We start from the raw sequence: 13,187 nt of genomic DNA on the forward strand, positions 1-13,187 counted from the left end.
AGCGCAGATATTAATGACCGCGTCGACAGCAGTGCGCAGGATTGGAATGACCAGAGCTCTTTGAGGCACTACCCGGCTAATGCCTGCACAGACCTTCCCGGGCTATTGGCGCAATGTTCCGGGCTAGCCCCCGTACGGGTTGAGGCAAGCCGCATAAAAATGCTAACGGGATTGCTACAAGACAAGACGCCGCTCGATTAATCAGGCTTTTGGTCTTTGCCCATTGGCTCCACCCGCTCCACCACCACCGACTGCTGCGTATACAGATCCGTCAACACCACCTCCCCCGCCTCCCGTTCAGGGGTGATCATCACCGAGCGGATCAGCGTCACCGCCTGCCCTTCTCGCTGCTGAACATTCTCGAACGTGACGACAATCGACTGGTTTCGCCAATGCCCGATATCGAAGCCACCCGCGGCGAGGAAGTGGTCGATGTCACGTTGGTCATTGAATGCGTTGGCGGGGAGGATCAGCGCGCGCCCCTTGAGGAATACCTCATAGAACTGCCGAGTACCGGCCGGGTAGTTGTGGACCACCACGTGCTCGATGCGCCAGTCATAGACGCTGTTTTCATAGACGACGGTACGTTCGGTCTGCTGGCCGGTGCAGGCGGCGAGCAAGGGCAGCAGAAGGCTGGCGAGGCATGCTTTTAGAAAGCGCATGAGACGTCCGAGTGATGGAGATCGAAGTACCCTAAGAGCTGAAGCTGAACGAAGCAAGTGCGTGTTGGCGGTGTGCGCGCTAGGCCAGACTGACTTCCAGCGCCAATAACCCGATCGGGAGATGACAGACAGAACCTAGGCGTCAATGAACGGCGCGGATTATGCCCTGTACGTGGACGCTTTCAACGCGTGAAAATCGAAAGAATCGAAATCGAGATTATAGGTCATCCAGCTGCATCTTCACGCGTTGCGGCGAGGCAAGTCGCTCTCTGGCAATCGCGATGAGGTCTTGATTTTCCTCGGTCGTGAGGACCGGCCGAAACGGCAGCGTTCCCTGTTCCGCTACGTAGGGGAGCGCTTGGCGGACAAGTTCCGAAGGCGTAACGCCCAACCGTTCACGCTCCCGATATGCAGGGACTTTAAGCTTGTCATCAATGCGGATGTTGATAGAAGGCATGAGGAGCATTCCTGGTAAAGGGGGATGTCAGCAATCCCACTTTGGCTCGCGCACAACCGCTATCTGCCTCTTACCGAGAAGCAGTGCCTTCACCGTCCAGCAGCAGGATGTGCTCGGTATGCACAAGCTGACGCTCTATGCCCACCCCAACTCCCTCGACAACCGCCCCACTACCCCCCTCACCACCGGCACCAACTCCCCCATCTTCCCTTCCGACATATACGGCACCGTACTCGCCACACTTACCCCCGCCACGATCCGTCCGCTGGCGTCGCGCACTGGCGCTGCCACGCATCGGATCGACGGTTCGTTGTCCTCCAGATCGAACGCATAGCCCCCCGCCGCGTACTCGACCATGCGCCGCTGGAACTGGTCCCAGTTCTGCTCGATGTGGTTCGGCCAGCGCGGGCTTGCGCCGCCTGCCGGCAGGCTGGTTTCGTACAGCCGCTGCCATTCGGCCGGGGTGTCGTCGATCATCATCGCTTTGCCGATCCCCGTGCGGGCGAGTGGCATGCGGTGACCGACACGCGAGCGCATCTCCGGGCCGTTGCGGCCGGGGGTCTTGTGCAGGTAGAGCACCTCGTCGCCTTCGCGGATGGCGAGGTGGATGGTGTCTCCGGTCAAGGCGGACAGTTCATCCAGATACGGCGCGGCGAGGGTCACCAGAGGTAGCTCTTCGCGGGCCTGGAAGCCCAGTTCGATCAGCTTGGGGCCGAGCAGGTAGCCGACCTGGGGCAGCACGCGCAGGTAGCGTTCTTCCACCAGGCAACTGACCAGGCGGTGCGTGGTGCTGCGGGTGGTGCCGATGTGCTGGGCGATGGCCTTGAGGTCACGCGCGCCGGCGGCGACGGCCTGCACCACACCGAGACCGCGCAGGAGGGTCTGGGTGCCGGTGGGTGCGGCGTCCTTGAGGGGCTTTGCGGGATCTGGCATGTATGGCCTTAGACGTTGGGCGGATGGGCGGGCGACAGTATGGTCGCCCGCAGCCTGCGCCTACAACTCGATGCGCTCGACCTTGCCCACCAACAGGATGTACGACAGCGCACCCAGCAGCGCGAGCGTTGCGATGTAGGTGATGGCCGGAGCGAACGAGGCGCCGCTGGCGAGAACGCCGATCACGATGGGGGTGACAATGGCCGACAGGTTGCCGATGAAGTTGAACACCCCGCCCGTCAGCCCCAGCAGGCGAGCGGGTGCGAGGGTCGAGACCAGCGACCAGGTGATGGAGGCCAGGCCATTGCCGAAGAACGCCAGGGCGAGGAAGGCGATCACCAGCGGTGTGGATTCGACGAAGTTGGCGCCGATGATGGCCGTTGAAATCAGCAGGCCGCCGATGATCGGCAGTTTGCGCGCAAAGCCCACGCTCGCACCGCGGCGGATCAGCCAGTCGGAGAAGAACCCGGAACACAGCACGCCGACGAACGCGGCGAGAAAAGGCAACGAGGCCAGCAGGCCGGACTTGATGAAGTCCATGCCACGGTATTTGACCAGGTAGGTAGGGAACCAGGTCAGGAAAAACCACAGTGTCGAGTTCAGGCAGAACTGGCCGAGGTAGATGCCCCACAGTTTGCGCTTGCTGAGCACGATACCGAGGTCAGTCCAGCTGAACCTGGCCTTGACCTTGGCCTGCTCGGTCTGGATATCCACCAGCCCGCCGCCCTCGCGGATCAGCTCGATCTCTGCGTCGTTAGCGCCCTTGAAATCCCGTGGCTCGCGGTACACCAGGTACCAGATCACACCCCACACAATGCCCACCGCACCGGTGGCGACGAATACCATGTGCCAGCCGAACGTGTGCTGCAGCCAGGCCAGCACGGGGGTCAGGAAGGCCAGCCCGACGAACTGCCCGGAGGTGTAGAAACCAATCGCGGTGGCCCGCTCGCGCTCAGGGAACCAAGTGGTGACCACACGGCTGTTGATCGGATAGGCCGGCGCTTCCAGCGCACCGACCGCCATGCGCAGCACGAACAGCGCAATGAAGCTGGCGGCAAAGCCGAGCATCACCGTGGCGATCGACCAGAGGATCAGCGCGGCGGTGTAGAGAATGCGCGGTGGTACCCGGTCGACCAGCCAACCACCCGGGATCTGCATGGCGGCATAGGTCCACCCGAACGCCGAGAACACCAGACCGACATGGATCGGGTCGATACCCAGTTCGCTGGTCAGCGCGGGCGCGGCAATCGACAGGTTGCTGCGGTCCAGGTAGTTGATCACCACGGTGATGAACAGCAGCACCATGATGAAAAAACGCTTGCGGCTGGGCGCCACCAGGGTGGACTGCCCGGTGAGGGTCTGCGGCTGCATGAGAAGTGCCTCTTGTTATGGTTATCGAGGGCGTGTCAGCTGTACTCAGGTGGGCGGTGTCACCACTCGGCGAAGCTGCCATCGGCATGGCGCCAGATCGGGTTGCGCCAGCGGTGGCCAATGGCGGCGCGCTCGGTGACGTAGTCCTCGTTGATCTCGATGCCAAGGCCCGGGCCGTTGGGGATCTTCACCATGCCCTGCTCGTAGTCGAACACGCCGGGGTCGCGCACGTAGTCGAGCAGGTCGTTGCTCTCGTTGTAGTGGATACCGAGGCTCTGTTCCTGGATGAAGGCGTTGTAACAGGCAGCATCCAGCTGCAGGCAGGCCGCCAGAGCGATGGGGCCCAGTGGGCAGTGCAGCGCCAGGGCGACGTCGTAGGCCTCGGCCATGTTGGCGATCTTGCGCGTCTCGGTGATGCCACCGGCGTGGGAAGCGTCGGGCTGGATGATGTCGACATAGCCTTCGCTGAGCACGCGCTTGAAGTCCCAGCGCGAGAACAGCCGCTCGCCCAGGGCAATCGGCGTGCTGGTCAGCGGCGCCAGCTCCTTGAGGGCTTCGTAATTTTCGCTGAGCACTGGCTCTTCGATGAACATCAGCTTGTAGGGGTCGAGTTCCTTCATCAGCACCTTGGCCATGGGCTTGTGCACGCGTCCATGGAAATCGACGCCGATGCCGACATTCGGGCCAACGGCATCACGCACGGCGGCGACATTGGCCAGGGCCTGGTCGACCTTGTCGAAGGTGTCGAGAAACTGCAGCTCTTCGGTGCCGTTCATCTTCACGGCGGTGAAGCCGCGGGCCACAGCGTCCTTGGCTGCGCGGGCGGTGTCGGCCGGGCGGTCGCCGCCGATCCAAGAGTACACACGGATCTTGTCGCGGACCTGGCCGCCGAGCAGATCACTGACCGAGACGCCAAGGGCCTTGCCCTTGATGTCCCAGAGGGCCTGATCGATGCCGGCCAAGGCGCTCATGTGAATGGCGCCGCCACGGTAGAAGCCGCCGCGGTAGAGCACGGTCCAGATGTCTTCGATGTTGCGTGGGTCCTTGCCGATCAGGTAATCGGCCAGTTCCTCGACGGCCGCGGCGACGGTGTGGGCGCGCCCCTCCACCACAGGCTCGCCCCAGCCGGTCACGCCCTGGTCGGTCTCGACCTTGAGGAAGCACCAGCGCGGCGGCACGATGAAGGTGGTCAACTTAGTGATTTTCATCTGCTTGTCTCTCTTGTTGGATGCAGTGCAGTCAGGGATCAGCGCAGGGCTTGCCAGGCGGTCACGTAAGCCTTGGCAGTGGCCGTGACCTGCTCGGGGGTCATACCCGGCGTGTACAGGCCGGAGCCCAGGCCGAAGCCTCGGGCGCCAGCGTCGAAGAACTGTTGCAGGTTGCCTGGTGTGATGCCGCCGACCGGCGCCAGCAGCGTGCCGGCCGGTAGCACGGCCAGCCAGGCCTTCACCACGGCTGGGCCCATCTGCTCGGCGGGGAACAGCTTGAGCACGTCGGCGCCTTCAGCGAGCGCCGCGAACGCCTCCGTTGGCGTCGCGACGCCCGGGGCCAGCCACAGGCCCGCTGCTTTTGCAGCACGCAGCACTCGCGGGTCGCTGTGTGGCATGACGATCAACTGGCCGCCAGCCTCTTTCACCTGGCCGACCTGATCCGGGGTCAGCACGGTGCCGGCACCGATCACGCAGTCTGCGGGCAAGGTGCTGCGCAGGATGCGGATGCTGGCGTAGGGCTCGGGAGAGTTGAGCGGCACCTCGATCACTCTGAAGCCGGCGCCGTAGAGTGCCTCCCCTACCGCTGCGGCTTCAGAGGGCTGCAGCCCGCGCAGGATTGCGATCAAACCGTTATGTGCCAGTGCTTGTTCGAGCATGAACAGCTCCTTTCAGACGCGATTGAGGGTCTCGGCATGCACCAGCCCGGCGGCGAGCGCCAGTTGCCACAGGCCGCGTTCGGTGGCGTGCTCGGCGATGTCAATAGGGTTGAAGCCGCAGGCTTGCAGCGCGCGCAGGTAACGGGCGCACAGTGCGGCGTTGCCGATCAGTACGATGCTGGGCAGGTGCACGCTGTTGCGCCGCTGGCGTTGCACCCTGGCCAGCGCCGAGAGTTCGTGGCCGATCAGCAGCCCGGAGAGGTAATCGGCCTGGGCCGCTGCGCTCAGGCTGCCGGTGAGTCCCAGGGTGCGCGCACTGAACAGCGTCGACAGCACGCCGATTTCGGCGTCGGCCGACTGCGCGGTCTGCACGCCTCGGTCGAAGGCTGCCGCATCGAACGGGCAGTCACGTTGCTGGGTGCGACCGAGAATGCTGTGCTCACTGAGCACCGCGAACAGCTCGCCGGTCATGAAGGTATCGAATTGCATGATGCAGCCATCGGCCACTTGGACCCATTTCGAATGGCTGCCCGGCAGGCCGATGAGCACCTCGCCAGCCGGCAGGCTGGCGAGCGTGCCCAGTACCTGGGTCTCTTCACCGCGCATCACGTTCGGCAGGCATGACCGCTGGATCACGCCCGGAACGATGTGCACGTCGACGCCGCGCCGACTGCGCACGACGTGCAGCGCAGCCCCGAGGTTGGCGAGGTTGACGGGCGTTTCCTGGTAGGCCGCCTCAGACCACCCTTGAGCGCTGCCGACCATCCCGCAGGCCATCACGGGCAGGCCCGGCTGGGCATCGAGCCAGTCGCCACAGGCATCGTCGAAGGCCAGCTCGAAACCGTCGGTGCAGCGCTCGTCATGAATCAGCCGGGGTACCGTGGGCAGATGCATGATGCCGCTGGGCAACGCGCGCATGTCGAGCACTTGGCCGTCGGCGGCGAGTTTGTAAGCACGAAGAGAGGTGGTCCCCCAGTCGAGCGCGATCAATTGCGCCTGCATCGCTTCACCTGTTCTGTTTTTGGCAGTGAGTGGAGCGACTATAAACCTGGGCGACGGAAAATTCCAATATGTAAAATGCTATCCCACATATAGGGACGAAAGATGACGTGTTATTTTTGAGAAGCGCGATGGGGCCCAGCCAGCTGGAGGCACTCTAGAGCCGGAAATGACGCGGTGTGCGAGGGGTAACGCGGCACCGATTCATTTCAACAGGGCATTGAAGGGTTCATTCAGGACTGAGAGGGGTCGACAGGCGCCACTGGCGACATCGAAGCGAACGTTTCAAATCAGGCGCTATGGCTCTTGGAGGTGGCGCGATTCCAAGCATGCGCCGCCTCAGATCGCACCAGAGATGACGCACCTCCCGGGCATCGGTGCAAGCGTCAAGACGTGCACCGATGCCCGGGAGGTAACGCTTCAATCGACTGCTTCAACAACCACAACCGGTCACTCAGGCAAGGCGAACGCCATCACGTAATCGCCCTGCTGGGTGCCCAGCGAGCCATGCCCGCCAGCCATGACCAGCACGTACTGGCGACCCTCCTTGCCGGTGTAGGTCATCGGGGTGGTCTGCGCGCCAGCGGGCAGGCGCCCTTCCCAGAGCGTTTTACCGTTGCGCACGTCATAGGCGCGCAGGTACTGGTCGAGGGTGCCGCTGAGGAACGCCAGGCCACTGGCCGTGGTGAACGAACCACCCAGGCTCGGTACGCCCATGGTCAGCGGAATCGGGACCGGCGAGCTATCACGCACGGTGCCATTCTTGTGCTGCCAGATCACCTTGTGGGTGGTCAGGTCCACGGCTGCGACATACCCCCACGCCGGCGCCTGGCAAGGCAGACCGAGCGGCGACAGGAAGGCGCTCAGGATCACGCCATAGGGCGCGCCTTTGTTCGGTTGCACACCTTCGGTTTCGCTCTTGCGCGCCGGGCCGCCTTCGACCTTGGCAGATGGCACCAGGGTTGATTTGAACGCCATGTAGCTCGGGTTGACGAAAGCGATCTGGCGGACCGGATCGACCGAAATACCGCCCCAGTCGAATACGCCGAAGTTACCGGGGTACACCAGCGACCCCTGCAGTGATGGCGGGGTATAGATGCCCTCATAGCGCATCGAGCGGAAGTCGATACGGCAGAGCATCTGGTCGAACGGCGTCACGCCCCACATGTCACGCTCGCGCAAGGTGGGCGGCATGAAGTTGAGTTGCGACATCGGCTGAGTCGGCGACGTGTGATCGCCTTGCACCGCGCCTTGCGGAACCGGTGTCTCGTCGATCGGCACCAGCGGCTGGCCGTTGCTGCGATCGAGCACGTAGAGGCTGCCCTGCTTGGTCGAAGCCATCAGCGCCGGCTTGACGCCGTCGGCGGTCTTGATGTCGATCAGACTGGGCTGACCGCCGACGTCCATGTCCCACAGGTCGTGGTGGGTGAACTGGTAGTTCCAGCGCACTTGGCCGCTGGCGATATCCAACGCGACCACGCCCGCGCTGTACTTCTCGGATTCAGGCGTGCGGTCGCCGCCCCATTGGTCAGGCATCTGGTTGCCCATGGGCAGATAGAGCATGCCGAGCTTCTCATCCACGCTCATCACAGACCACATGTTCGGCGAGTTGCGCGTGTAGAACTGGCCCTCGGCAATCGGCGCGGTGGTATCGGGGTTGCCGCTGTCCCAGTTCCACACCAGCTTGCCGGTGATGGCGTCGAAGGCGCGGACCACGCCGGAAGGCTCGTCAATAGAGACGTTATCGGTGACGTGGCCACCGAGGATGACCAGGCCACCGGCCACGGCAGGCGGTGAGGTGGAATAGTAGCCGCCGGCGGTAAAGGTGCCGATGTTGCGGGCCAGGTCGATCTGGCCTTTATCACCGAAGCCTTCGCACATCTTGCCGCTGTCGGCGTCGAGGGCGATCAGGCGGGTGTCGGCAGTGGGCACGTAGATACGTTTGGCGCAGGCTTGCCCCTGAGCGGGGCTCGACGGGGCGTTGGCCGTGTCGAAGTAGGCCACGCCGCGGCAGGTCATGTGCGCCCAGCCTTTGAAGTTGGCCGCGTTCTGAGTGCTCAGTTTAGGGTCGAAGCGCCACAGCTCCTTGCCAGTATCGGGGTCCAGGGCGATCACCTGGCTATGCGGGGTACACACGTAGAGCTTGTCGTTGACCTTGAGCGGGGTGTTTTCCGCAGTGGTCTCGCCTGGATCGTTCGGGCCGGGGATGTCACCGGTGCGGTAGGTCCAGGCAGGCTGCAGCTTGCTGACGTTTTCCGGGGTGATCTGCTTGAGTGGCGAGTAACGGTCACCGAACTCGGTGCGACCGTAAGACTGCCAGTCACCATCGGGCATTTGCGGTGCGGCACTGGTGGTGCCTGCGGTTTCCCGATCGAGTTGTCCGGTGAGCGTGTGAGGGTGGGTGAACTGGCTGGCCAACGCGACCACGCCTGCCGCCACCACCCCGATGCCGAGCGTGACGCTACCCAGTGCATAAGGCTGGCCCAGAGTCAGCGGCTTGCGCAGCCAGGGGAGCAGCAGCACCAGGCCAAGGGCAAACCACAGTGCCAGGCGGGGCACCAACTGCCACCAGTCCAGGCCGACTTCCCACAACGACCAGAGCGTGCTCAACAACAGCACAATGCCATACACGGGCAGCGCAGCGCGCCGACCTGCCAACAACAAACCCGCGGTTATCAAGAAGCCGACGCCGGCCGCCAGGTAGTACAGCGAACCCTGTAAGGTGGCGAGCTTGATGCCACCGGCCAACAGGGCCAGGCTCATCAACAGGAATATTAGGCCCAGCAGCTTGGGCAGCAGGCGCGAGGGGTGCGAAGCACGGGCAGTGCTCATTGGGGGGTTCTCCGTTTTAGTTGTCTGAGTGACTAGGACACTCAGCGACGAAGAATAGTATTACAAAATAAATCTGCGACTAACTGACACAGTGAGGGGAATCTGTTGCCGATTTTGCAACAATGCCGTGCTCAGGGATTTCTCGGCACCGAGACGAGACCGGGCTTTGTGTGAGGCGCCAGGAAAGCGCATCGGGATAGGTGAGACAGCCGGACTGCTGATCACCGAATAGCTTCTATACAGCCTGTGGATGTTGCGCTTGGGCACCCGCTTGTCTCCTGCACCGGACTCCCTTAGTGGGAAGGACTGTGACGTGGATGCGGCGCCCCGGTGGTCTGAACGACCAGAACTGGCTGAATAACGCAGCCAGCTCTGTCAAACGCTCGGTTCAGCGCTGAGACTCGAACACTCAGTAGTCTGCAGCGACCTTCGACGCAGATGGCGCGGTCTGCACGTGCTGCAACCAATCCAGCACGTTCATGAACAGATCCATGCTCATGATGCCGGTCGCAATGGTCGACAGCACGACTTGGCCGTCGTTGTCCTTGATGACCACCTTTTCCGTCCAGGCACTGGTATTGGCTTCGCGCAGCAGTGAAATCGGATAACGCTTACCATCGACTTCCAGGTAGTGCAGCGTGATGCTCAGCGGTTTGGTGGCCACCTCCAGGAAGTTGCCACTGAAGCGTTTTTTCCAGACCTGTTGGGTGTCGGCATAATTGAAACGAACTACGCCGCCATTGCTCAGGGTCTGCGTCGCCAGTGGCATACGTTCCTCTAAATAACGCTCGCGCACCAGATCCATGAATTCTTCCAACTGATGCAAGTGCGCGTTGACGCGGCGAAATGGCTCACTGGCATTGCGACGGTAGGCCAGGTTGTTGATCAGGCCGGCCGTAATGGTTTGGCCGGATGCGAACAAATAGAGATCATCCATCTCTGCGAATGCAACGAACTCGTCGTGCTCGGCCGTGATTTGACGAATACCTTTCTCATACACTTCATAGCGGGCATTACGCAGTTTTTTCTGCCAACGCATGGTCAAGACCAAGCACAACGCCATGAACACCAGCCCCCCCATGATGTAATAGAAAATCTCGGGCGGACCATTGAAAGTTGACGTCGCACCCGCAGGCGCAGGCTCTCCAGGAAATGCGGTAACGGTCCTGAGGTAGCCGAGGTAAGCAGCCAGGCCAAGCAAGGAAATGGCGAAGACGCCTGCAAATATCTGCAACGCTTTGCCATAGCCAAAGGCTTTGATCAGGTTGCCCGTAGCTGAAGGGGGTGCATCGTGCATGAGTGAAGTCCTAGACAGAACGTTAGTGAGAGAAAGCGCTCAGTACTGACAGATCGCTTTCGCCCGCGTTCCCCCGGCCCTGCGGGTTTGTGAAGTGGTTGGCAGCCGCGCAGAGGTTAGCCATTTCTGCCCAGTGTGGGTTCAGTGCATCTGCAATCGGTGGTAGCGATAGAGCTCACGCGCCGCATCGGTAACGACTGGTACGCAGGCCGCACGTTGTTCGCTACTCATGGTTTCGATCAACTCCAGGTTGTCTTCGAGACCATGAAGGGAAATCGTGGCGAGGGCCTCCCGTGCAGATCCCGAAAGCTCCGGCCATTCGGCGACCTGGGCACCGCGCAGGTAACCAAAGCACCACTCTTCGAGAATGATCTCGGAGCCTTCGTCCGTCTCGCTTACTTCATACAAGGGCTCGAACGCCTCAAGATGCGTAGCCAACGCTTGGGCAACTTGGTCGGCATAGCGGATCATCAGCGCGGTATACGCTTCTTCATGGGCCGGCTTCTTGAACGTGGGCACTTTGCCACCGGCCACGGCGGGCAGCCAGTGCTCCGGGGTTACGACAGAGGGTGAACTGGCCAAGGCGGTGAAGAAACCATTGAGCTCGGCCACGTTGAGTACCGAATAATCATTACCGTAGGTGATAACCAAGTCTTCGAGGCGATCGAGCTCTTTATCGCTAAGTGGGGGCAACATCGCAAATATCCTGGGAGGTAAACGTCGGGTGCACCCTAGCATAGCCTTAGTGGATGAGTGGCCATGGGGGCGTGGGCGGGCTAGGAGGGTATCGTTTCGTGGGGCGCACGATCGTGATCGCGCTGTTGTGGAGATGCCAACTGCACACATGATACAGCCCGCTTTCAAGCGAAAGCGGGCTGATTGAATCAGACCGCCAACGCGCGCTCGCGCAGTTCGCTGTTGAGAATGCGATCGTTCTCGCTGTAATCGACCGGGCAGTCGATCACATGCACGCCCGGCGTGCTGATGCAGTGCTGCAGCAGCGGCAGCAGCGCTTCGGCGCTCTCCACGCGGTGGCCATTGGCACCATAGGCTTCGGCGTATTTGACGAAGTCAGGGTTGCCGTAGTCCAGACCGAAATCGGTGAAGCCCATGTTGGCCTGCTTCCAGCGAATCATGCCGTAGCCGTCGTCACGCAGAATCACCACGGTGATGTGCATCCCCAAGCGCACCGCCGTTTCAAGCTCCTGGCTGTTCATCATGAAGCCGCCGTCACCGCATACCGAGATCACCGGGCGATCCGGATAAACCAGGTGCGCTGCCATCGCCGACGGCAAGCCAGCACCCATGGTGGCCAGGGCGTTGTCCAGCAGCACGGTATTGGGCTTGTGCGCCTTGTAGTTACGGGCGAACCAGATCTTGTAGATGCCGTTGTCCAAGGCCACGATGCCTTCGGAAGGCAGCACACGGCGAATGTCGGCGACCAGGCGCTGCGGGTAGACCGGGAAGCGATCGTCGTCAGCACCTTCGATGATCTGCGCTTCGTTGGCCTCGCGGATGGCCAGCAGGCGGGTGAAATCCCAGTGGCTGGTGTCGTTGAGCGCTTCGCTGATCTGCCAGACGGTGTTGGCGATATCGCCGATCACTTCCACTTGCGGGAAGTACACGGCATCGACTTCGGCGGAGCGGAAGCTGATGTGGATGACTTCGGTGCCGCCACGGACCATGAAGAACGGCGGCTTCTCGATCACGTCATGGCCGATGTTGATGATCAGGTCGGCCGCTTCCACGGCGCGGTGGACGAAGTCACCCGCCGACAACGCTGCGTTACCAAGGAAGCGCGGATGACGCTCATCGACCACGCCTTTGCCCATCTGCGTGGTGATGAAGGGAATGCCGGTCTTGTCGATCAGTTGCTTGAGGACCTTGGCGGTCATCTTGCGGTTGGCGCCGGCGCCGATGACCAGAATCGGGTTACGGGCGTTCTGCAGTTTCTCGATCGCGGCTTCGATGGCCTTGTGCTCGGCCAGTGGGCGGCGATGCAGGCTACGCGGAATCGGCAGGGCGTCGGTCTGTTCGGCAGCGATGTCTTCTGGCAGTTCGAGATGCACGGCGCCGGGCTTTTCTTCTTCAGCCAGGCGGAACGCTTCACGCATGCGAGCGGGGATGTTGTCAGCCGACGCGAACTGGTGGGTGTACTTGGTGATGGGGGCCATCATGCCGCACACATCGATGATCTGGAAACGGCCTTGCTTGGACTTCTTGATCGGTTTCTGGCCGGTAATCATCATCATCGGCATGCCGCCCAAATAGGCATAGGCACTGGCGGTGACCAGGTTGGTAGCACCTGGGCCGAGGGTGGAGAGGCTTACACCGGTCTTGCCAGTCAAGCGACCGTAGGTAGCAGCCATGAAGCCTGCCGACTGCTCGTGGCGGGTCAGTACCAGCTTGATCTTCGACTTGCGCAGGGACTCCAGCAGGTCGAGGTTTTCCTCGCCGGGAATGCCAAACACATACTCGACACCTTCATTTTCCAGGCATTGCACAACGACATCGGCGGCCTTGGCCATCTCGCTTGTAACCTCACGTGATATTTCGGTGGTTTTTCTCAGAATACTTGGCCTATTGGCCAAGATGAGCCTGCCCTTTCAGCGCCTTGTACGCAGGGCACACAGTCTTGACGCCAGCTACACAGGGGCAGGTCACGTAAAATACGCGCTTTTATACGCAGACGGCTAGAACGCTGTCCGATCACCGCGCGGTGACGCTCTCGGGTTGAGGTGCGCTGTGGAAATATCAAGGCAGGAATAG

The 13,187-nt window shown here is 61.7% G+C and carries 11 protein-coding genes; all 11 read right to left on the reverse strand.

Annotation, left to right across the window (positions count from 1 at the left end; all coding sequences use genetic code 11):
• Positions 1-197: 197 nt before the first annotated feature.
• The 11 genes from SJI00_RS22125 to SJI00_RS22175 all read right to left on the reverse strand — a co-directional run bounded on the left by SJI00_RS22125 (position 198) and on the right by SJI00_RS22175 (position 12,946).
• Complete coding sequence (locus tag SJI00_RS22125) at positions 198-662, reverse strand: hypothetical protein (protein WP_322463821.1); 465 nt, start codon at positions 660-662, stop codon at positions 198-200.
• 217 nt (positions 663-879) lie between these two features.
• A complete protein-coding gene (locus SJI00_RS22130) occupies positions 880-1,119 on the reverse strand; it encodes a type II toxin-antitoxin system RelB/DinJ family antitoxin (protein WP_322463822.1) in 240 nt (79 codons plus the stop codon).
• Between the two features lie 135 nt (positions 1,120-1,254).
• Positions 1,255-2,052, reverse strand: coding sequence for an IclR family transcriptional regulator (locus SJI00_RS22135; protein ID WP_322463823.1), 798 nt, complete (start codon positions 2,050-2,052; stop codon positions 1,255-1,257).
• Between the two features lie 60 nt (positions 2,053-2,112).
• A complete protein-coding gene (locus tag SJI00_RS22140; RefSeq protein ID WP_322463824.1) occupies positions 2,113-3,423 on the reverse strand; it encodes an MFS transporter in 1,311 nt (436 codons plus the stop codon).
• Positions 3,424-3,482: 59 nt separating this feature from the next.
• On the reverse strand, positions 3,483-4,631 hold the full coding sequence (dgoD, locus tag SJI00_RS22145; protein WP_322463825.1) for a galactonate dehydratase: 1,149 nt from the start codon (positions 4,629-4,631) through the stop codon (positions 3,483-3,485).
• Positions 4,632-4,669: 38 nt separating this feature from the next.
• Positions 4,670-5,290, reverse strand: coding sequence for a 2-dehydro-3-deoxy-6-phosphogalactonate aldolase (locus SJI00_RS22150; protein WP_322463826.1), 621 nt, complete (start codon positions 5,288-5,290; stop codon positions 4,670-4,672).
• A gap of 12 nt (positions 5,291-5,302) precedes the next feature.
• Positions 5,303-6,292, reverse strand: a complete 990-nt coding sequence (locus SJI00_RS22155; protein ID WP_322463827.1) for a 2-dehydro-3-deoxygalactonokinase — start codon at positions 6,290-6,292, stop codon at positions 5,303-5,305.
• 447 nt (positions 6,293-6,739) lie between these two features.
• Positions 6,740-9,121: a glucose/quinate/shikimate family membrane-bound PQQ-dependent dehydrogenase gene (locus SJI00_RS22160; protein ID WP_322463828.1), complete on the reverse strand. Its 2,382-nt coding sequence runs from the start codon at positions 9,119-9,121 to the stop codon at positions 6,740-6,742.
• A 409-nt stretch (positions 9,122-9,530) separates the two neighbouring features.
• Entirely contained in the window at positions 9,531-10,418 is an 888-nt protein-coding gene (locus SJI00_RS22165) for a hypothetical protein (RefSeq protein WP_322463829.1), read from the reverse strand.
• A gap of 141 nt (positions 10,419-10,559) precedes the next feature.
• Positions 10,560-11,114: a UPF0149 family protein gene (locus SJI00_RS22170; RefSeq protein ID WP_322463830.1), complete on the reverse strand. Its 555-nt coding sequence runs from the start codon at positions 11,112-11,114 to the stop codon at positions 10,560-10,562.
• 188 nt (positions 11,115-11,302) lie between these two features.
• Positions 11,303-12,946: an acetolactate synthase large subunit gene (locus tag SJI00_RS22175; RefSeq protein ID WP_322463831.1), complete on the reverse strand. Its 1,644-nt coding sequence runs from the start codon at positions 12,944-12,946 to the stop codon at positions 11,303-11,305.
• Between the last annotated feature and the right edge of the window lie 241 nt (positions 12,947-13,187).

This window comes from Pseudomonas gebzensis, from assembly GCF_034427815.1.
GTDB lineage: Bacteria > Pseudomonadota > Gammaproteobacteria > Pseudomonadales > Pseudomonadaceae > Aquipseudomonas.